The following is a 21,935-nucleotide window of genomic DNA, read 5'->3' as shown; positions in this document are numbered from 1 at the left end:
CTTTTAAAACAAAATCATAAAAATAATTACAACTATTTTTATAATTTATAGTGAATATATAAGAAAATAAGCCTCCAATATCAGCTTTTGGATTCTATCTTTTAGATAATTCCATTACAATTGTCGGGTTTTGAAATTTAAGCTTCGATTTACAATTAATTAGAGGACGTATCTGTGAGCAAAGACACTATCGTTGCCCTACATGCAGAGCACCAAGGTCGCTGGAAAAACCGTGAAGAACTTGCGGAACGTATGATTGCCCTAGTGGGTCAGTTATACCGTGAAAAAAACATCGTAGCTACAGTATACGGTCGTTCTTTAATTAACCGTTCAGTGATTCAAATTCTTAAAGCTCACCGTCGTACTCGCGTATTAGACGTTGAACTTTCAGTAGTAAACACATTCCCAATTCTTGAAGCTTTGGCGAAAGTTGAAAATATCGGTACTGCTGAAATCGACTTGGGCAAACTTGCTGTTGAATTTAAAGAAAAAGGCGGCGACATCGACGCATTTGTTGCTGATGCTGTTAAATCATTACAAGGTAATGCTGCATCTGTAGAAAACAAAGATGTAGTTCTTTACGGTTTCGGTCGTATCGGTCGTATTCTTGCACGTTTAATGATTGGTCAATCTGGTTTAGGCCGTGGTCTTAACCTAAAAGCAATCGTTGTTCGTAAATCATCTGACGGTGACCTAGAAAAACGTGCTTCTTTACTTCGTCGTGACTCTATTCACGGTCCATTTGCAGGCACAATTTCTGTAGATGAAGAAAACGAAGCAATCATTGCAAATGGTCAATTCATTAAAGTGATCTATGCATCTAATCCAACTGAAGTTGATTACACTGCATACGGCATTAACAATGCACTTGTGATTGATAACACAGGTAAATGGCGTGATGCTGAAGGTCTTGCACAACACCTTCAATGCCCAGGCGCTGCGCGCGTAATTCTAACTGCACCTGGTAAAGGTGACATGAAGAACGTTGTATTTGGTGTGAACCAAGCAGACATCCTTGATGAAGATACAATCATCTCTGCTGCAAGCTGCACAACAAACGCAATCACACCAACACTTAAAGTGTTACATGACAAATATACAGTTCTTGGCGGTCACGTTGAAACAGTTCACTCGTTCACAAACGACCAGAACTTAATCGACAACTACCATAAAGCTGACCGTCGTGGCCGTGCTGCAACATTGAACATGGTAATCACTGAAACTGGTGCTGCGAAAGCAGTTGCTAAAGCGCTTCCTGCACTTAAAGGCAAATTGACTGGTAACTCTGTACGTGTACCTACACCAAACGTTTCTCTTGCAATCTTGAACTTAACTTTGGATAAAGAAGTTGAACGTGACGAAGTAAATGAATACCTTCGCCAAGTTTCAATCAACTCTAACCTTCAAGGTCAAATCGGTTATACAAACTCTACTGAAGTTGTATCTTCTGACTTTATTGGTTCACGTACTGCAGGTGTATTTGATGCGCAAGCAACAATTACTGCTGGTAACCGCTTAACTGCATACGTATGGTATGACAACGAAGTTGGTTATAGCTGCCAAGTACTTCGTATTGCAGAACAAATGGGCGGCGTAAGCTATCCAAAAGTTCCTGCTGAAACTAATGCATAATTAGTTCAGTGCGGTACAAAAAGAGCCTCTTATGAGGCTCTTTTTTATTGCAGATAATTTAGCTTTAAGCATGGCTTGGTGATTGTTTTTGAATGGATTGATGCACATAAAGTCTAAATAAAGAACAATTGATAGGATCAACTTTTCGCTTCTTGTGGGTGTTTATGCGTATTGTGCACGTATTTTACTTACAGTACTGAAGTATAGGCTTTTTAGAATTTGAACAACTAATCTATGCTAAGTTAAACGCGGTTAAACTATTTTGAATAGAAGAATATGCTAAACATTGAGATTAAAACTTTAGAGATGAATGATGTTCAAGATTTTAGAACAATCAGACTTTCAGCTTTAGAAAAATCGCCAAAAATGTTTGGATCTACGTATTTGGCTGAGCTAGATAAATCATTAATATTTTTTGAAGCCTGCTTATCGAATTCGACGGTATTTGGTGTATATCAAAAAAATAAAATCATAGGCTTAGCCACATTAACACAAGAAGTTGGAGCAAAATTTGCTCATAAAGCACATTTATCGAGTGTTTTTATTGAGCCTGAATTTCAACAAAAAGGCATTGCAACGATGCTACTCAATACAATTATAAAATATAGCAAAAATAATGTAGAACAAATTCTACTCACTGTTGCAGATGACAACAAACCCGCCATTCAGCTTTATGAAAAATGTGGTTTTCAAACCTATGGCATTGAACAAAAAGCTTTAAAAGACAATGATGAATATATTGATGAACGACTAATGAAGCTTTTTATGAACTAGTATTGAGTTTTTTAGAGTCAAACGGTTACTGATTTTGCAAATTAACATACAAAAAATTGCACACCTTGCGGTATTTATTCAGCACACTCAAAGATTGAAAAATAAAAATACAAGGATTGGTTTTGCAGGCAAAACACGTGCTAAGTGGATTAGCATTGATTGTGTTGGCTTCCATTTGCGGTGTGCTCATCGCGATTTGGGTGTTTAAACACTTTAATATCTATATTCCACTCGAAAATCAAAGTGTAAGTATTGATTTACAAGAACCTTTACAAGCAGAAGTGAAAATACACGATGCACTCAATGTCGATGTTTCTGGACGAGTGAATGCATCTATTCCGATACAAGAACAGTTGCAAATTCCACTCACGCAAACACTTACACCGCGAGTGTATTTTGATAATCAGGTGCCTATTCAAACGACGATTCCTGTTCGTGAAGTACTCAAAATTAATCAAAACATGCCCATCAATACCAAAGTTCAAGTTCGGGTTTTAGGAAAGGATATCACTTTACCTTTAAAGGGAAATATTCCGATTCAACTCGATGTGCCTATTAATATGGACGTTCCTTTGGCGCAAAAAGTTCATTTAAAATTTGATGCTCCAGTCAAAACACAGCTGAAAGAAAATTTAAATATTCCTTTAAATACGAAAATACAAGCCAATATCCCCATTGATGGCCATTTGAATGTGCCCATTTCAACGGCGCTTAAAGCCACAGTCGATGTGCAAAATACTTTAGCTGTCAAAATTAAGCAGGGTGAGCTGGTTATTCCGCTCAAAGATATGAAATTGGCACGCCAAGCTCCTCAGTCAACAGGAGAATAGTGCATGGATCGACGCTATTCCGTGAAGTATTGGCTATATGGTTTTATTGCGATTACCAGTTTGGTGGCATTGCTGTTTTGGATATATCTCAATGTACAAGCGTCTTTGCAGGTGAAAGCACGACAAGCAAATATTCAGTTATCACATTCATTGCCTACAATCATACATGTGGGTAATTATTTACAGGCGCATGCGCGTGGCACTTTAGATACTCAAATAGATTTAAAGCGATAAATGGATTTGCCATTGAAAGGCAAATATTTAGCAGATTTACAATTTACAGTAGAAGTGCCAATTCAAGTTGATTTGGACTATCAAACACAATTGAAAATTCGGCAAAATATGCCTTTGGAAACTACAACAGACTTAATTTATCAAAATAGATTGTTGCCGAAATTTCCTTTAAAACTAGACATTCCTATTCATTTAGATGTGCCATTTCATTTGCAACGTCAGTATCAGATTCCCGTTAAAATTATGTTTAATGGTCCTGTGTATTTTGATTTTAATGAGTCTGTTCGTTTGAATGTAGATCATCAATTTAAACCAAAGCTACAATTAAATGATCCAATTACACTACAAAATATTGCGGCCTTTCGTGCGACGATGTACAACACTGAACGCGATACTCAGGCCAATTTAGATATGCAAATGAACTTAGCATTGAAAAATATTCACCCATAATAAAATAAAAAGCCTAACCTCATTGATTGCTCAATGGGGTAGGCTATGTGTGATTTACACAGTGTAGTTATGCTTCAAGTCATTTATTTTATTTAAATAAGGCCTCTACTTGGGATTGTATGGTTGTGGTTTTGCGACCAATCAATTGTTCCAAATCAGTACGGTCACTAAACATTGCACCATGTGCAGTTTCAACATCAGCTTCAGTAATTAAGTTGACCACAGGCTCGGGCAAGCCAGCTTGTGTAAGGCCTTGTGCAAAGCTTTCTGCATCAATTTCTAAATATTGCACAGGTTTAGATGCGGCATGTGCAATATAAGTTGCTAAGTCAGTTTTAGTGAAGCTTTGTGAGCCAGCTAATTCATAGGTTTTTTGCTCATGCCCTTGAGTTGTTAAAACTTCAGCTGCAGCTTCGGCATAATCTGCACGTGATGCTGAGCTAATCGGACCATTTTGTGTGGCGCTAAAGAGTTTGCCAGATGCTACATTGTGCTCAACGCCAGCAAGATAGTTTTCGTTATACCAATTATTGCGTAACAAGGTATAGCTCAGACCACTGGCTTGAATCAGTGCTTCAGTCTCACGGTGTTCTTGTGCTAAGCCCAAAGGTGAAGTGTCAGCACGTAATAGACTGGTATAAGCAATATAAGGAACCTGTGCCAATTGAGCTGCTTCAATCACTGCTTTATGCTGTGGTGTGCGACGGCCAACTTCATTGGCAGAAATGAGTAATAATTTGTCGATCCCTTGTAGCGCTGGCGCTAAGCTTTCAGGGGCATCATAATCAAAATGACGTAGTTCAACACCTTGCTCAGCTAAAGCAGTTGCTTTTTTTGGGTCACGCACTAAAGCCACAATTTGATCCGCGCTGACGCGTTTTAATAAAGCTTGAATAACCAATTGACCGAGTTGACCTGTTGCACCTGTGATTGCAATTTTCATCTATAAACCCTCATGTTTTTGTATGAAAAATAAACTTGATGCATAAATAGTAATCTGTTAACTTACTAAATGTAAGTACGTACCAAAAAGTAAGTTTATTACCAGCAGGAGAGATTTGATGGCTAACTACGCTTCAAGTAAATTATTAGGTCAAGTTTTATCCACAGATTGTCCATCACGTGACATTTTGGAGCACTTAACCAATAAATGGTCGGTGTTAGTCTTGCGTTGTTTAAATGATGGCGTGCATCGCTTTAGTGAACTTAAACAACGGATAGAAGGCATTAGCGAAAAGATGCTGGCACAGACGCTGAAAATGCTCGAAAATGATGGCTTTATTCTACGGACTGTTTATCCAGTTGTGCCACCGAAGGTCGAATACCAACTGACCATTACAGGTTCACAAGCAGCTGAAAAATTACTGTATTTGATTGGTTGGATTGAAACAAAATTACCCGATATTTTGGACCATAAAGCGACCGTTTCTAAAGTGTCTTAGTTTGTATAGTAAGCATGCTGTGTTGGGTGAAAACAGCTAAGTTTAAATTAAAAAACTGATAAATTCAGGGCTTCAAGAACATAGAAGCATGTAGTCATGGTTGCGATTGAGCAGCCATAGAATATGTGTTTTGAGTATACGACGCTAATTTAATACCGCTGTGTTTACATGTATCCGCTTTACTAGGCATCCGTGGTTGAGGTGCGTTGCATCGTTTTAAAATCAAGGCGATCGATGATTAAAATCCCAAGAGCAAAGAGGAATGCGCAGCTTACACAGCCGAACCAGCCCCAATGTTGCCATGCATATACGGCAGTTAGAGAACCTAAGGTAGCACCCGAAAAGTAAATGGTCATATACACAGCATTAATACGTGAACGTGCAGTTGGATTAATACGATAGACTAAATTTTGGTTCAGGACATGAAATGCGGTTAGACTAAAGTAGCTCATCAGTACACCCAAGGCGTATGCCACAATATTCAATTGGGCAAAGGCCAATGGCAGGCAAGACAGTAGCATGAGACTGATGCAGATCAGTGCGACTTTATTTTCTTTACCTAAGCCAACCGTACGCCCAGACCAGCTGGATGAATAAATACCGATGATGCCTAGTAAGCCAAACAAACCAATTTGAAAATCTGAAAATTCATAAGGCGGGTTGGCCAGTACAAAGGTCATTGATGTAAAAACCATGGATAAAATGGCAAAACCTAAAGCTCCCGCACAGGCACGTCGAATTAAATGCGGTTCCGACTTCGCAAGCTCAAATAAGGATTGATAAATTTTTGCAATGTTTAATTGCGTGTTGGCTTGGGTGTTAGGCAACTTATGCCACATGAGCATGGCAAATAAAAGCGTGACGATACCACTACTTAAATACACCATATTCCATGACCAAAAGGTCGAAACAAAACCTGCAAATGTGCGCGATAAAATAATTCCCATGACCAAGCCACTCATGAGTTTGCCGACTGTAGCAGCACTTTGAGCGGGTGAGCTAATACTCGATGCAAAAGGAATTAAAATTTGTGCTGAGATTGCGCCAAAAGTAGCGCAAAGGGTAAAGCTATACAGCCAAATCAGCGTTGTACTCAACGATAAAAGTACTTGTGAAAGGCCCGCAAACACCATTAGGCAAACAATGAGTTTTCTTTTGTTGAGCAAATCACCCAAAGGTACAAGGAGCATCAGTCCTAAGCCATAGCCAACTTGAGCCAGTACCACAGACAAGCCCGCTTGGTCCGTACTGATTTTGAGGGTGTACTGAATAGAATAAATAAGAGGCTGATTAAAATAAGCTGATCCCGCACAAAGACCACAGGCTAAAGCCATGAGTAGTACGAATTGAGAAGACAGCTCAGTTTGAGCAAAATTGTTTGATTGATGATGCATCACTCATCCCTATGACAGCATCACGGCACTATATCGGGCGCAATCTTTGAACACAAATAAGTAAAAGCTATAGCATGATTTGTAAAATGAATAAATTCGAAAATATAAGCAAAATAGACATTCAAAATGGCAAAACAACCAGCGATTTTGGGGTCAAATTGAGTGCTTCATTAAAAATACTCCGCGAATGCTGAATAATACTATTCGAGAAATTCATTAAAATATGGCAGAATAGGCGGTTTTAAAGTTTTTAGAGGATTGGCAAGATGCGCTTTGTTGATGAAGCAGTCATTACCGTAGAGGCTGGCGACGGTGGCAATGGCGTAGCCAGTTTTCGCCGTGAAAAATTCGTACCATTTGGTGGTCCAGATGGTGGTGATGGTGGTCGAGGCGGTAGCATTTATATTCAAGCTGACGACGACACAAGCACACTCGTAGATTATCGTTATACCCGTAAATACCAAGCTGAGCGTGGTAAAAATGGTTCAGGCGCAAACTGTGCTGGCCGCGGCGGTGAATCCGTCGTACTAACAGTTCCAGTAGGAACAACAATTGTAGATACAGATTCTGGTGACATCATTGCTGACTTAGTTGAAGACGGCCAAAAAGTGATTGTTGCTCGCGGTGGTGATGGTGGTTTAGGTAATACCCACTTCAAATCATCAACTAACCGTACACCACGTCAATGCACACATGGTAATAAAGGCGAATTCCGTGAAGTTCGTCTTGAGTTAAAAGTGTTGGCAGACGTTGGTTTGTTGGGTATGCCGAATGCAGGTAAATCTACATTTATTCGTGCAGTATCAGCGGCGAAGCCAAAAGTTGCAGACTATCCGTTTACAACAATGATTCCAAACCTAGGTGTGGTCGATGCAGATAGCCACCGTTCATTTGTAATGGCCGATATTCCAGGTCTGATTGAAGGTGCAGCAGAAGGTGCAGGCTTAGGTATTCGCTTCTTGAAGCATTTGGCTCGTACACGTATTTTATTGCACATTGTCGATGTTCAGCCTATTGATGGTTCTGATCCTGTACATAATGCAAAAGCAATTTTGGGTGAACTATTAAAGTTCTCTCCAACACTGTCAAAACTTCCAGTGGTATTGGTACTCAATAAATTAGACCAACTCCCAGAAGAAAGCCGTGAAGAGTGGTGTAACCACATTCTTGAAGAATTGCAATGGACAGGCCCAGTATTTAAAACTTCAGGTTTGACCCGTGAAGGGACAAAAGATGCTGTGTATTACTTAATGGATCAAATCGAGCAGCAACAAGAACGCGAGCTTGAAGACCCTGAATATGCAGCAGAAATGAAAGCATTCCGTGATCAGCTTGAAGCTGAAACACGTGAACAAACCATCGCTGCCAAAGAAGCGTATCGTGAGATGCGTCGTCAGCAACGTCTTGCCGGTATTTTGGGTGAAGACGATGACGAAGAAGATGATGGCGAAGATCAAGCAGAGTCGTATTACGTACGTTAAGCTCTATAATTAAGAGTAACTGAGGACAAGATGATAGAAGTGGTAGATGGACAGCGTCAGCTTAAGGATTGCAAAAGAATCGTTGTTAAAATCGGATCTTCTTTACTCACAGCAAACGGAAAAGGTTTAGATCTAGAGGCAATCTCGCATTGGGCGGGGCAAATTGCAGATCTACACAATGCAGGGCACGAGATTATTCTGGTGTCTTCTGGTGCTGTGGCTGAAGGCATGGTTCGAATGAATCTAGACAGCCGACCCACAGATCTACCCAGTCTTCAGGCGTGTGCAGCCATTGGTCAAATGGGTTTAATTCATACGTGGTCTAGTGTATTAGAACAACGTTCTATTCGAACTGCGCAAGTGCTTTTAACCCATGATGACCTTGCAGATCGTCGTCGTTATTTAAACTCTTGTGATGCTTTGCAGAACTTGATCGACTGGCGTGTGATTCCAGTGATCAATGAAAATGACACAGTATCTACAGACGAAATCCGTTTTGGTGATAACGATACCTTGGCTGCTATGGTTGCGGGTCAAGTTCATGCAGACCTTTTGGTGATCCTAACGGACCAAGAAGGCATGTTTGATTCAGACCCACGTTCAAATCCTCATGCAAAACTGTTCCATACAGTACGTGCTATGGATGAGACTTTGTTTGATATGGCTGGTGGCGGTGGTAAGTTTGGTCGTGGCGGTATGCTAACCAAAGTTCGTGCTGCGCGTTTGGCTGCTAAATCAGGTTGTCCGACTGTTATTGCAAGTGGCGATAGCGATCATGTACTTTCACGCGTAATGTCGGGTGAGTTATTGGGCACGTTATTTATTACCGATAATGACCGTGTAACAGCACACCAGCAATGGTTGGCAGCACATTTGCAAACTGCAGGCCGTTTGGTGATTGACGATGGTGCTGTAAAAGCTATTCGTGATAATCACCGTAGTTTATTGCCAGTCGGGGTAAAAGCCGTTGAGGGGCATTTTGAGCGCGGTGATGTGGTGGAATGTGTGGATACACATGGCCATCGTATTGCAGTAGGGCGTGTGAATTTTAGTTCGCGTTCTGCAGAAATCGTAAAGGGCTTAGCTTCCGATAAAGTGCATCAAGTCCTTGGCGAAGCACGCTCACTGGAAATGATTCATCGCAATCATATAGCAATTTACTAATTGGCATAAAAAAACAGCTCTTAGGAGCTGTTTTTTTATGCATTCAAAATCATGATTTACGGCAGTAATATTAAATATATTTAGCACGATTTTAAAAAAGATTTATTTAATAAGGCCTTTTTCAATCAAAGGGCGAAATAATTTTTGATAGATATTCATCACCCACATCATGATTTGATCTTTATATTTATTCCATACTTTTAGGCCAGAATAGTTCACCAGCCAAGCAATAAAGAAACCGCCTAACATATCAATTGGGAAATGTACGCCTACATAAACCCGTGACCAAGCCACGAGCCATGCCACAGCAATTAAAAAGCGCCCAATGTCTCGACGCTCAGAGAAGTAATAAGAAAAGGCAATGCCACTAAAAATACTCATGTGATTGCTTGGGAAAGAGCCAGTAGGTGAGTGTTCAATTAGAGTTTGGCCAACGTCCATGACAAAGGGACGAGGAGTATTGAAAACTAAGGAGAGCGTTTCACCTAGTACTAGAGTAATTGCGGTAAAAATAAATGCTTTTAAAATAGATTTTTTAGTTTCGAAGCTACCGCGTAGCCAACAAAAAATAAAAATGAAAAGCATGAGGTAAATAAGATCATGTGCAACAAAAATAGCATAGTTCATCATGCCATTAGAGGCTTGATCAGGCACATTAAGTATCTGATACAGCCATAAATTTAAGTGTTCGATTGAAATTGGCATATTAAAAAAATAAAGAAAAAAATATGCGACAAAATTTAGCAAATTTATGCAAAAACTATGTAATAAAAATGCAAAAAATGAAGAGACTATTTCAAATGAAATTTAGCCCGCAGTTTTAAGCTACGGGCTAAAAAATTTCTCTCATATTCAAGTTTTTGAATGCAGGAGATGTATATAAAGGACGAGGCTATTTCAATTGAATGCTACCTGATGCATTGACGCTAATTTTAGATTCGCCTCCAGCCATTTGCTGATCTGCAATTTCGAGCGGGGCAGACGCGACTTTCATCATGGCCATACGTGGTACAGGTTGATTCGAGTAATTGCTGGTATTTAAGTTAAGGTTAACTAGGTTGTAGCCACCTTTATTCCAAGCCTGAGCTAAAGTTTGAGCACGTTGCTGAAAGTTTTTAGAGGCTTCTACCACCAGTTCATTTTCAACTTTTTTACGCTGTGCATCGGAGACTGTAAAGTTGATGGATTGGGTTTGGAAGTTTTGTTGTAATTCACTAATTAACTGACTTGCACTTTTGAAGTCTGTACTTTCAATACGGATTTCGGCACGGCCACGCCATTCTTTTAATTTCTGATTGTCATTGTCATAAATTGGGTATGTGCTTTGTGAGCCTGTTTCAATTTTGACACTTGGATATTTTTTAGCAGTTTGTACTGCTTGGGACATAAGTTGGTTAATTTGATTGGCCAATTCAGTCGGTTGTTTGTTGGATTTTTCAATATACAACACAGCATTCATTTCATCATTTGTGACTTGACGCGTCGCTTCGGCCTGAATATTAATCACATTGTAATTCATGCTTTCGCTCGTTTGAGCAAAGGCTGTAGTGCTTAATGCTAAACCCAGTAGAAGGGCGCTATAAGAAAAGGTACGCATAATTTAACCTTTTGTATAAAATTCAATCTTTAAGAGTTATTTCAGATACTAAGCCCGAATCATGGTTTATTTTAGAAAATATTGTGATGACTTTGTAAAAATATATATCTATTTTAAATGGTTTGATATTTGAAAAATATATTGAAAACAAAGTGTTGTTTGGATTGAAATGGCAAAGCTTGCTCTTGTTGATGGTGGCTTTAAAAAACAACGAAAACATACTATTTTCTTTCGTCTGTCACAATGTAAGATGATAATTCATTCTAACGGTCGGATTGATCCCTTTTTTCAATTAGGAAACTAGATATTTGGTTCGAAAAGTTATTTATTTTCTTGAAAAAGTCTGTATCATCCGCCTCCTAGTTAGCCCATACTCAAAGAGTTTTTTTAAGCTAACTAGAAACTCATAAAGCACCGAGTCAAAGGACCGCAAGTCACCCGACTTATTTCTTTCAACCCATATCAGAGATGGTAATTCGATATGAGCGTTTCTTCTGTAAACCCTGCCGCTAATTCTACTAACGAATACTATTTGACTCGCCAAAGCCAGATGGAATCCAATGTTCGTAGCTATCCGCGTAAACTTCCACTTGCGATAGCAAAAGCTTTAGGCTGTTGGGTTACTGATGTTGAAGGTACAGAGTACCTCGATTGTTTAGCTGGGGCAGGAACATTGGCACTAGGCCATAACCATCCTGCGGTAATTCAAAGTATCCACGATACACTTGCAAGTGGTCTCCCATTGCATACTTTGGATTTAACAACGCCTTTAAAAGATGCATTTACTGAAGCATTACTTGAGCAATTACCTGGTGGTAAAGAAGAGTACTGCTTACAGTTCTGTGGCCCATCTGGTGCAGATGGTACAGAAGCAGCAATTAAATTAGCAAAAACTTACACTGGTCGTAGTTCAGTAATCAGCTTCTCAGGTGGTTACCATGGTATGACTCACGGTTCTTTAGCAATGACAGGTAACTTGTCTGCGAAGAATGCTGTGAATGGCTTAATGCCAGGTGTTCAATTTATGCCGTATCCGCATGAATACCGTTGCCCATTAGGCATTGGTGGTGAAGCGGGTGTAGACGCATTAACGTATTATTTCGAAAACTTCATTGAAGACGTAGAAAGTGGTGTAACGAAACCTGCAGCTGTAATCTTGGAAGCAATCCAAGGCGAAGGCGGTGTAGTGACTGCACCTGTAAAATGGTTAAAGAAAATCCGCGAAGTGACTGAAAAGCACAACATCGTGTTGATTCTTGATGAAGTACAAGCGGGCTTTGCACGTTCAGGTAAAATGTTTGCCTTTGAACATGCAGGTATTGAGCCAGACGTCATTGTAATGTCTAAAGCGGTAGGTGGTAGCTTACCACTTGCAGTATTGGGCATTAAACGTAAGTTTGACGCATGGCAACCAGCGGGTCACACGGGTACATTCCGTGGCAACCAACTTGCTATGGGTACTGGTCTTGCAACAATCAAAACCATCAAAGAGCAAAATCTTGCGCAAAATGCACAAGAGCGTGGTGACTTCTTACAAGCTGAAATTAAAAAATTAGCGGTAGAATTCCCATGTATCGGTAACGTACGTGGCCGTGGTTTGATGATTGGTGTTGAAATTGTTGATGAACGTCAAAAAGCAGATCACATGGGTTCTTTACCAGGTGATTCTCAATTGGCAGCAGCAATTCAAGCAGCATGTTTCAACAACAAATTGTTGTTAGAAAAAGGTGGTCGTAACGGTACTGTCATTCGTTTACTTTGCCCATTGATCATCAATCAAGCTGAATGTATTGAGGTGATCGTTCGCTTCAAGAAAGCACTTGCTGAAGCACTAGTTGCAACTCGAGGCGCATAAGTCATGGTAGATTTTGCAGAACATCGTAAAGCGTTATTCTGCAATGATGCACAATCCATTGCTGACTATCAGTCAGTAATGGGCGAAGCGGTTAAAGCCGTTTCTGCATGGTTGCAAAATGACAAAATGTACACCGGCGGTAGCATTAAAGAGCTTCGTAGTGCAATTGCGTTCAACCCTTCAAAAGAAGGTATGGGTGTACAAAAATCACTAGACCGTATGGTTGAGCTTTTCTTAAATAAAAGCTTAAAAGTACATCACCCGCATTCTTTAGCGCATTTGCATTGCCCAACAATGGTAACAAGCCAAATCGCTGAAGTGTTAATTAACGCGACTAACCAATCTATGGACTCTTGGGATCAAAGCCCTGCTGGTTCATTGATGGAAGTTCAGTTAATTGACTGGCTTCGCCAAAAAGTTGGCTATGGTGCAGGTCAAGCAGGTGTATTCACCTCTGGCGGTACGCAGTCTAACTTGATGGGCGTTTTGCTTGCACGTGATGCATGTATTGCTAAAAACTGGAAAGACGAAAACGGTAACCCGTGGTCTGTTCAGCGTGATGGCGTACCTGCGGAAGCAATGCGTAACGTAAAAGTGATCTGTTCTGAAAATGCACATTTCTCTGTGCAAAAGAACATGGCCATGATGGGTATGGGTTTCCAATCTGTTGTCACTGTTCCTGTAGATGCAAATGCACGCATGGACATGGACGCGCTTGAGAAAACCATGGCGCACCTTCGCGCGACGGGCAAAATCGTAGCATGTGTAGTTGCAACTGCGGGTACAACCGATGCAGGCGCAATTGACCCATTGAAAGAAGTGCGTGCGATCACCAACAAATATGGCGCGTGGATGCATATCGACGCAGCATGGGGCGGTGCACTGATTCTTTCAAATGACTATCGTTCAATGTTAGATGGTATTGAACTGTCTGACTCGGTAACGCTTGATTTCCATAAGCATTACTTCCAAACGATTTCATGTGGCGCATTCTTGCTTAAAGATGAAGCGAACTATCGTTTCATGCATTATGAAGCTGAGTACTTAAACTCTGCTTATGATGAAGAGCATGGCGTTCCGAACTTAGTATCTAAGTCACTTCAAACAACTCGCCGTTTCGATGCGTTGAAGTTGTGGATGACAGTTGAAGCGCTAGGTGAAGAGCTTTACGGTTCGATGATCGATCACGGTGTAGGGCTTACACGTGATGTTGCAGATTATATTACTGCAACTGACGGTCTAGAAATGCTGGTTGATCCTCAATTTGCATCGGTATTGTTCCGTGTAGTGCCAGCAGGCTACCCTGTTGAATTGTTAGATACATTGAACCAAAACGTAGCAGACGAATTGTTTGCGCGTGGTGAAGCGAATATTGGTGTAACTAAAGTAGGTCAAGTTCAATCATTGAAAATGACGACTTTAAGCCCAGTAGCGACGTTAGACAACGTGAAGAATTTGCTTGCTCTTGTGCTTGCAGAAGCGGATCGTATCAAAGGCCCAATCGCTGATGGTACATATACACCTGCAATTGACTAATTGTCGTTTTGCAGTTGTAGAAGAAGGAGCTCATTTGAGCTCCTTTTTTTTGTCTAAATGAAAAAACAGTTAATGATTTTACAGCCACAATTTTTCATTGAGTGATGATATTTTACTGTGTAGGCAGATTGTTACTTTGAAGGATCAAAGTAACCAAAATCCTTGTAAGGCAAAAGGTACATCCATGTGACCTTTACCTTACGGCGACATCCATGTCGCCAGTCACGATAGTCATGTATGGGTGAGAGTTTCACGGGCGAGGTGGTACTATGCGTAGCGTAGGTTACTTCTCCTTTTGGAAAGAGCGTAGTAAGGGAAGATCATGAATTTCATCGATGATTCACGGCTATACATGCTTAAAAATAGATGATATTGCTTATGCCGCAAACAATGGACTAAACCCCTTCTTACGCAATAACTTGCGGTACATGCTCGAACTGCGGTCTGCTGGGAAGTGCGCTTCAATGCTTAAATCCAAAGGCAAATATTCCGGCTTTTGTGATTCCGAGACTAATCGGTCTTCCTCAAATATTTTTAGGTTAAAGTCGTAAGCATCTTCAATAGGCAAGTCTTTGTCATAATTACGGCAGATAGGCGCAAATAAGCGTGTCGAGCGGGCAGTCATCGGCGATGCTGCATTCATAATCACTTGCTTACTATCGTTTGGAAAATGAATCGTTAAGGTTGCAGTAAACGGCAGATGAATTTCAAAATGACGCAACCATTGAAAGCCATCTTTGCCACGCTGCTCTAAACCAATGGGATAGCGTCCAACACTGCTCCAGTAATCTGCATTAAATCCTGTTTCTGTCTCAATAGTTTTATAGTCGGGCACTTCTACATTTTCAGGGTCGCCAAACGTATCGGGATGCACCCATGCAAAATGCGCAACATCAATGAAGCCTTCGAGCTGTCGGCCTGCAAAACACTGAAAATCTACAGCTGGGCACACCAGTTGTTGAAAGTCTGCATCCTCCCAATGAGGCATGACTGGAATGTTTGGCTCAGCTTCAGGATTGGCCGTTAAATTACACCAGACCAAACCATAGCGTTCGACTGCGGCATAAGTCCGTAAGTTAAAGCGCGGAGAAATTTTATGATCAGGATGGGCTGGAATGCGATTACAATGGCCATGTTCACCAAAACGTAAACCATGATAGCGACAAACCACACCTTGCCCATCATTTTTACCTAAGCTGAGCGGAACACCGCGGTGCGGGCAAGCATCTTTAGCGACAATGAGCTGATCGTTCATTTTATAAATCACCAAAGGCATGTCCAATAGCATCGTGCCATAAGGTTGCTCTGTAATGTCTCGCGCAAGTGCGATTGGATACCAATATTCAGCGAGTAAATGCCAGTCATGTTCTTCAAATGTCATGTGTACTGGCAAATCAGGATTAAAGGTCGCAATGGTTTTGCTGTTCATTTTTCTGTCATCAAGCTGGCTTTTTTAGAATATAGGTCAAGCTTGTGTTTAGATAAATTTCAATTATTGGAATGAAGTATGTGGTAAATCAGAACACTGCACTTTGACGATGAGTATAGTGACTGATGTAGCGTTGAGATTTAGGGAGGCAAAGTAGCTTGCTGTGTCATTAAAAGATGACATCCTGCTGAAGTGTTACCAAAATATATAAAAAACTGTGCTAAGAATATATTTGGTAAAATTAACTTACATATTGAATTTTAAAGAAAATTATTTAAATCAAAGCCTAGTGGTCAATTATCATCAAAGCGTCATAAAGTTGTAACTTAGTTGTCATATTCTAAAATCAAAATGCAGTTATCCAAATAAGTACAAAACTTAATAACAAAGTGGCGTACTCCAAAAATGCATCAACTGAGAGAGATGAGAATGCGCTTCAATAATATCGCACTTGCATTGGCACTAACTGGCGCGGCTGTAGCAACAACTGCAAACGCTGCGCGTGACACGATTCAAATCGCTGGTTCTTCTACAGTTTTACCGTATGCAAGTATTGCAGCGGAAGAATTTGGCAACACATTCCCACAATTTAAAACACCAGTTGTTGGTTCTGGCGGTACTTCAGGTGGTTTGAAACAATTCTGTAATGGTGTGGGTGATAATACAATTGATATCGCAAACGCATCACGCAAAATTAAAGATACTGAATTAGCTGCTTGTAAAAAAGCTGGTGTAAATCAAGTATTAGAAATCAAAATTGGTTATGACGGCATTGTATTCGCATCTAACTCACATAAAGCTGCCTATAAATTACGTCCACAGCATGTATTTGCAGCTTTAGCCGCAGAGCTTCCTGCTAATGGCAAAATGATTCCTAACCCGTACACACGTTGGAATCAAATTGATAAATCTTTACCAAATGAACCGATCACTTTAGTGATTCCTGCATCTAACCACGGTACACGTGAAGTGTTCCAAGAGAAAATGGTTGATGCTGGCTGTGAAACTTATGAAGCTTTCGCAAAATTAGATAAAGACGCGCAGAAAAAAGCATGTTCTAACTTCCGTAAAGACGGCAGGGTCATTGAAATTGCTGGCGATTACACAGAAACATTAGCACGTTTGAAAACATCTCCAAGTGCAGTGGGTGTATTTGGTTTAGGTTTCTATGACCAAAACCGTGACAAGCTACGTGTTGCAACAGTAAACAATGTTGTACCTTCTGAGAAAACGATTCTAAACGGTTCTTACCCAGTATCTCGTCCATTGTTCTTCTACGTGAAAGGCGAGCACCTAAAAGCAATTAAAGGCTTAAAAGAATACACAGAATTCTTTATTAGCAAAAAAGTAACAGGCAAAGGCTCTAAGTTAGAAAAAGCTGGCTTAATTTCAATGTCTGACAAAGAACGTGCAAAAGTACTTGCTGACTTTAAAGCAGGTAAAGCGGTTAAGTAATTGAAAGACCATTTGCTGATGGCAGGGAAACCTGTCATTGGCTTTTTGCAAATACATTTTTTTCAAATAATGAAAATTGAAAAAATGGTGGAGAGTACATGAATCTACTGCTTATAGGGGTGCTACTGGCAATTGTAGCAATAGCCTATCAGGTTGGTTTAACCAAAAGCCGTAACTTGGCTGGCAAGGGAAATAATTCGGCAATGCTGCATTCGCGTCCAGGCTATTATGGCGCGTTGGTTGCACTTTGGTGTGGTATCCCAGCTTTTTTAATTTTGATTGTTTGGAATATTGTTGAACCTAGCATTTTTAAGCATGTAGTGCTAAGCAATGTGCCTGAGCAAATTAAAGCCACTATGGATCCAGCAAGTATTAGTGTGCTGATTGATCGTGTACAAGCGATTGCTTCGGGCTTTGGTGTGAGTGATACGCCTGCTCAATATGAAATAGCAGCTGCAGAACATTTAAAACACGTGGAGTCGATCGGCTCTTTTGCAAAATTGGCCGTGGTCCTGTGTAGTGCGCTATTAGGATTGGTCTGGGCGAAGCGTCGTGTTGCATCGCAATTTCGTGCACGTAACCAAGTCGAAAAAGTACTGAATATTGGCTTAGCACTATGTTCGGGCGTGGCAATTTTAACAACGGTCGGCATTGTAATGTCGATGTTTAGCGAAGCAATGCGCTTTTTTAGTTTTGTGAGCCCAATGGATTTCTTCTTTGGTACGGTATGGAATCCAGGCTTTAGTACCTCGGGTAATGCCGAAGGCAGTTATGGTTTATTGCCATTGCTGTGGGGTACGTTGATGGTCAGTGGTATTGCATTACTTGTTGCAGTACCAGTTGGTTTGATGATTGCTATTTACTTAGCCGAATATGCTAAACCGAGTTTTAGAGCTTGGGCAAAACCAGCAATTGAAGTATTAGCGGGTATTCCAACCATCGTCTACGGTGTGTTTGCACTAATGATTATTGGCCCATTTATTAAACAAATGGGGGCTTATATCGGCTTAGACATTAATGCTACGAGTGCGCTTACCGCGGGTTTCGTCATGGGCATTATGATTATTCCTTTTGTGTCTTCACTTTCAGACGACATTATTACTCAAGTACCTCGTGCACTGCGTGATGGTTCATTGGGTTTAGGGGCAACCAAATCTGAAACCATCCGCCAAGTGGTACTTCCAGCAGCATTGCCGGGCATCATTGGGGCATTCTTATTGGCCGCTTCACGTGCGATTGGTGAAACCATGATTGTGGTATTGGCTGCAGGTAATAGCCCACTTCTCCATGTGAACCCTTTAGAAGCAGTATCAACAGTGACGATTACCATTGTGAATCAGTTAACGGGCGATACAGATTTTGCTAGTCCGCAGGCGTTGGTGGCATTCGCATTGGGTTTAACCTTATTTGTGATTACCTTGGGTCTCAACATTGTTGCACTGTATATCGTGCGCAAATACCGTGAGCAATACGAATAATGAGTACTTCAAATACATCTTCTATGGATCAGGCATTGGATCCACGTGTTGCAGCAGAGCAACGAGAAAAGCGTAAAAAAATTATCGAAAGTTCTTTGTCAAAGCGTCATCGTAAAGAAAAAGCATTTCGTATCTTTGGCTTTTCAGCGGTCATTACGGGCTTGTGTTTTGTTGTCTTGTTATTTGGAAGTATCTTAATTAAAGGTCTTCCAGCATTTTGGCAAAGCTCGATGAATGTGCCTGTCTATTTTGATCCAACGATTATTACAGCAGGACCTAAGCCAGTTCAAAAAACGGGTGAAGCGCCAGCACATTATCAAGAACGCTATATTGCATGGCAAACTGAAATGGGCATGGTGGATTGGGATGCGCTGATCGTTAACGGCCTTATTTCAAAAGACAAAGCGCTTGAAGCAAAACGTGACGATTTAACGAGTTTATATACCAGTTCAGAAGCTTATCGTTTACGCGATATGGTCTTTGCGGATCCATCTTTGGTGGGTAAAAAAGAAGACCTGAAAATTTTAGCTGATGCGAATGTGGATGTATGGTTGGCGGGGAATATCAATCGTTCATTGCCAGATGATCAACAACAGTTGAGCCCAGAAATACGTCAATTGGCAGACCAGTTAAAAGCGCAAGGGATTATTAGCAATACGTTTAACACCAATATTTTCACCAGCCCAGACTCACGTAGTTCACCTGCAACCTCGGGCTTGGCGGGTGCATTTATGGGCTCGTTATTCATGATGCTCATTGTGATTGTGATCTCAATTCCAATTGGTGTTGCTTCGGCAATTTACCTCGAAGAGTTTGCACCTAAAAACTGGATCACAGACGTGATTGAAGTGAATATTAATAACTTGGCTGCAGTTCCATCGATTGTATTTGGTTTGCTGGGTGCTTCAATTTTCATCGGTTGGTTACATTTACCTCTATCTGCACCGTTGGTAGGTGGTTTGGTTTTAAGCTTAATGACACTTCCGACAGTCATTATTACTACACGTGCATCACTTAAAGCTGTGCCACCTTCAATTCGTCAAGCCGCTTTGGGTTTGGGTGCATCACGCTTACAAACCGTATTCCACCATGTATTGCCTTTGGCCTTACCTGGGATTTTAACAGGTGCAATTATTGGTGTGGCGCAAGCACTGGGTGAGACCGCACCGCTGCTATTAATTGGTATGAGTGCATTTGTAGCCAGTGTACCTGCAACACCATTGGATCAATCTTCAGCATTACCTGTGCAAATCTTTTTATGGCAGGGTAATGAAATGCGTAACTTCTTTGAGGGCAGAACAGCAGCAGCCATTATTGTACTGTTGGCACTCATGATTGGCTTAAATAGCTTGGCTATTTGGTTACGAAAGAAATTTGAAGTTCGTTGGTAATAGGATTAAAACATGAATACAGCAACGGCAACATCTACAACGAATTCCTCAAATCAGGATAAGTCAGTGAATCAAAACGAAACGCAATTTACGTCTGATGACGCAGTCGCTCAAGCTCCTGCAACGTCTTTTGTCTCTCAATTTGATACGCAAGCTTCTGCAAAAAAAGATGCAAAGAGTGCAAATGTAAAATTGAGCACAACAGATGTGCATGTTTATTATGATGAAGCTGAAGCAATTAAAGGCATTGATCTCAATATTTATGAAAATGAAGTGATTGCTTTTATTGGTCCATCAGGCTGTGGTAAGTCTACATTTTTACGTACCTTAAACCGTATGAATGACACGATTGATAGCTGTCGTGTAACGGGTAAGGTGATGCTGGACAACCAAGACATTTATGATCCGAATTTGGACGTGGTGTTACTACGTGCTCAAGTCGGTATGGTTTTCCAAAAGCCAAACCCATTTCCAAAGTCAATTTTTGATAACGTGGCATACGGTCCAAAATTACATGGCCTAGCACGTGATAAATACGACATGGAAGAAATTGTAGAAAATAGTTTACGTAAAGCTGGCTTATGGGACGAAGTAAAAGATCGTCTTAGCCAGCCTGGTACAGGCTTATCTGGCGGTCAGCAACAACGTTTATGTATTGCGCGTACGATTGCGGTTTCACCTGAAGTGATTTTAATGGATGAGCCATGTTCTGCACTCGACCCAATTGCAACGGCTAAAGTCGAAGAGTTAATTTCAGAGCTTTCTACACAATACACCATTGCGATTGTGACACACTCAATGCAACAGGCAGCACGCGTATCAGACCGTACTGCATACTTCCATTTGGGTGACTTGATTGAAGTAAACTCAACCGAAAAAGTATTTACGCAACCGGACCATCAGTTAACTGAAGCTTATATTACCGGCCGTTTCGGTTAATTTGGATTATTTAAAATTTTTTAAAAACAGAGTCTTAGGGCTCTGTTTTTTTTGTTATGCTGATTGCTTAATATTTAAGATATGAACATGAATATAAAGCAATATGAAATATTCCAACCAACAAGCATTGGCTGAAGAGATTCAAGCTTCAGTGAATAAAGCTTTATTTGGTACAGTACATTTTGGCAAACTCTATGCTTCCCTGGTGGTCATGATGAGCTTGATCGTAGCGATGTTTATACCGCATGAAGGTTTATTTGCCACATCCCAAAGTACGGGTATGACCAATTATCACCGCTGGTTATATGATGTTTATGTGATTAGCTCATGTATTACAGGCGTGGTGATTTTTTTGCGTTTACAGCACAAAAAACATGATGTGAAATTTCGTCGTCTATGGCACTGCGCCACTAAAATCAGTGCAGAAGAGCGGTTTAGAGAATATCAATATGCACAATCGCAGTCGAAAGTGACGATCCTATATTCAAGTAAAATCTTATTTTACGCAGTGTTATTAGGGTTTACGGTTGGCGTGATTGCAATGTATGTATGGATGACACCATTTGCAGGAGCCTACAAATCATCATTTTGGATTTTGGCATGGTGGCCTATTAACGCTCTAATTATATGGGCATTATATTGTTGTCAAAGTTATCTTTTCTTAAGGCTTTTTTCTACGGAAGATATGCATAAGCATTTTCTAAAATTAAAACGCGAAGCACAAAGACAGGCCAAGAAAAGCATGCTCCAAAAGGATAGCTCCGAAGAACAGGTCTAGCACTGACTGTGTAAGTTCAATATATCTAAAAGATATTTTTAATTGGGTCGGTTGGGGGCTAAATAATGCAGTGGAA

The 21,935-nt window shown here is 40.6% G+C and carries 18 protein-coding genes and 1 pseudogene; 14 read left to right on the top strand and 5 right to left on the bottom strand.

The features are described 5' to 3' along the window. Positions 1-174: 174 nt before the first annotated feature. The 4 genes and pseudogenes from DYI81_RS08315 (at position 175) to DYI81_RS08300 (ending at position 3,920) form a co-directional block, all read left to right on the top strand. Positions 175-1,632 (top strand): glyceraldehyde-3-phosphate dehydrogenase, encoded by a 1,458-nt coding sequence (locus tag DYI81_RS08315; protein WP_106984673.1) that lies wholly within the window; start codon positions 175-177, stop codon positions 1,630-1,632. A gap of 276 nt (positions 1,633-1,908) precedes the next feature. Then, positions 1,909-2,406, top strand: a complete 498-nt coding sequence (locus tag DYI81_RS08310) for a GNAT family N-acetyltransferase (protein WP_106984674.1) — start codon at positions 1,909-1,911, stop codon at positions 2,404-2,406. Between the two features lie 122 nt (positions 2,407-2,528). Further along, entirely contained in the window at positions 2,529-3,236 is a 708-nt protein-coding gene (locus DYI81_RS08305; protein ID WP_117007267.1) for an MFS transporter, read from the top strand. A gap of 3 nt (positions 3,237-3,239) precedes the next feature. After that, positions 3,240-3,920 (top strand): annotated as a pseudogene (locus DYI81_RS08300) (hypothetical protein). A gap of 88 nt (positions 3,921-4,008) precedes the next feature. On the opposite strand, the gene DYI81_RS08295 reads toward DYI81_RS08300, so the two are convergent. Further along, positions 4,009-4,863, bottom strand: coding sequence for an SDR family oxidoreductase (locus tag DYI81_RS08295; protein WP_117007266.1), 855 nt, complete (start codon positions 4,861-4,863; stop codon positions 4,009-4,011). Positions 4,864-4,981: 118 nt separating this feature from the next. Here DYI81_RS08295 and DYI81_RS08290 point away from each other — a divergent pair, with 118 nt between their 5' ends. Beyond that, complete coding sequence (locus DYI81_RS08290) at positions 4,982-5,362, top strand: helix-turn-helix domain-containing protein (RefSeq protein ID WP_106984677.1); 381 nt, start codon at positions 4,982-4,984, stop codon at positions 5,360-5,362. 182 nt (positions 5,363-5,544) lie between these two features. Here DYI81_RS08290 and DYI81_RS08285 read toward each other — a convergent pair whose 3' ends face one another. Next, a complete protein-coding gene (locus tag DYI81_RS08285; RefSeq protein ID WP_117007265.1) occupies positions 5,545-6,756 on the bottom strand; it encodes an MFS transporter in 1,212 nt (403 codons plus the stop codon). 266 nt (positions 6,757-7,022) lie between these two features. Here DYI81_RS08285 and cgtA point away from each other — a divergent pair, with 266 nt between their 5' ends. Further along, positions 7,023-8,237: an Obg family GTPase CgtA gene (gene cgtA / locus DYI81_RS08280; RefSeq protein WP_117007264.1), complete on the top strand. Its 1,215-nt coding sequence runs from the start codon at positions 7,023-7,025 to the stop codon at positions 8,235-8,237. 30 nt (positions 8,238-8,267) lie between these two features. Further along, positions 8,268-9,401, top strand: coding sequence for a glutamate 5-kinase (gene proB / locus DYI81_RS08275; protein WP_117007263.1), 1,134 nt, complete (start codon positions 8,268-8,270; stop codon positions 9,399-9,401). Positions 9,402-9,503: 102 nt separating this feature from the next. Here proB and DYI81_RS08270 read toward each other — a convergent pair whose 3' ends face one another. Further along, entirely contained in the window at positions 9,504-10,100 is a 597-nt protein-coding gene (locus tag DYI81_RS08270) for an undecaprenyl-diphosphatase (protein WP_117007309.1), read from the bottom strand. Positions 10,101-10,293: 193 nt separating this feature from the next. Then, on the bottom strand, positions 10,294-10,998 hold the full coding sequence (locus tag DYI81_RS08265) for an SIMPL domain-containing protein (protein WP_117007262.1): 705 nt from the start codon (positions 10,996-10,998) through the stop codon (positions 10,294-10,296). Between the two features lie 481 nt (positions 10,999-11,479). Here DYI81_RS08265 and DYI81_RS08260 point away from each other — a divergent pair, with 481 nt between their 5' ends. Continuing rightward, complete coding sequence (locus DYI81_RS08260) at positions 11,480-12,853, top strand: diaminobutyrate--2-oxoglutarate transaminase (RefSeq protein WP_106984682.1); 1,374 nt, start codon at positions 11,480-11,482, stop codon at positions 12,851-12,853. A 3-nt stretch (positions 12,854-12,856) separates the two neighbouring features. Further along, complete coding sequence (locus DYI81_RS08255) at positions 12,857-14,389, top strand: aspartate aminotransferase family protein (RefSeq protein WP_106984683.1); 1,533 nt, start codon at positions 12,857-12,859, stop codon at positions 14,387-14,389. A 376-nt stretch (positions 14,390-14,765) separates the two neighbouring features. Here the strand turns inward: DYI81_RS08255 and DYI81_RS08250 are convergent, their stop codons facing one another. Further along, on the bottom strand, positions 14,766-15,818 hold the full coding sequence (locus DYI81_RS08250) for a Rieske 2Fe-2S domain-containing protein (protein ID WP_106984684.1): 1,053 nt from the start codon (positions 15,816-15,818) through the stop codon (positions 14,766-14,768). Positions 15,819-16,247: 429 nt separating this feature from the next. Here DYI81_RS08250 and DYI81_RS08245 point away from each other — a divergent pair, with 429 nt between their 5' ends. The 5 genes from DYI81_RS08245 (at position 16,248) to DYI81_RS08225 (ending at position 21,859) form a co-directional block, all read left to right on the top strand. Beyond that, positions 16,248-17,273: a substrate-binding domain-containing protein gene (locus DYI81_RS08245; protein WP_117007261.1), complete on the top strand. Its 1,026-nt coding sequence runs from the start codon at positions 16,248-16,250 to the stop codon at positions 17,271-17,273. A 98-nt stretch (positions 17,274-17,371) separates the two neighbouring features. After that, the gene (gene pstC / locus DYI81_RS08240; RefSeq protein WP_106984686.1) at positions 17,372-18,751 is read left to right on the top strand and encodes a phosphate ABC transporter permease subunit PstC; all 1,380 of its coding nucleotides are present in this window, start codon (positions 17,372-17,374) and stop codon (positions 18,749-18,751) included. Next, a complete protein-coding gene (pstA, locus tag DYI81_RS08235; protein ID WP_117007260.1) occupies positions 18,751-20,142 on the top strand; it encodes a phosphate ABC transporter permease PstA in 1,392 nt (463 codons plus the stop codon). Before pstC ends, pstA begins: the two co-directional genes overlap by 1 nt. Before the next feature lie 12 nt (positions 20,143-20,154). Then, positions 20,155-21,081 carry a phosphate ABC transporter ATP-binding protein PstB gene (gene pstB, locus DYI81_RS08230; protein ID WP_106984688.1) on the top strand — a complete coding sequence of 309 codons (927 nt, stop codon included), beginning with the start codon at positions 20,155-20,157 and terminating at the stop codon, positions 21,079-21,081. A 103-nt stretch (positions 21,082-21,184) separates the two neighbouring features. Beyond that, positions 21,185-21,859 carry a hypothetical protein gene (locus DYI81_RS08225; RefSeq protein WP_117007259.1) on the top strand — a complete coding sequence of 225 codons (675 nt, stop codon included), beginning with the start codon at positions 21,185-21,187 and terminating at the stop codon, positions 21,857-21,859. Positions 21,860-21,935 lie beyond the last annotated feature (76 nt).

The organism is Acinetobacter sp. SWAC5 (assembly GCF_003419885.1).
GTDB classification, from domain to species: domain Bacteria; phylum Pseudomonadota; class Gammaproteobacteria; order Pseudomonadales; family Moraxellaceae; genus Acinetobacter; species Acinetobacter cumulans.
This window is presented reverse-complemented; position numbering and strand designations above follow the sequence as displayed.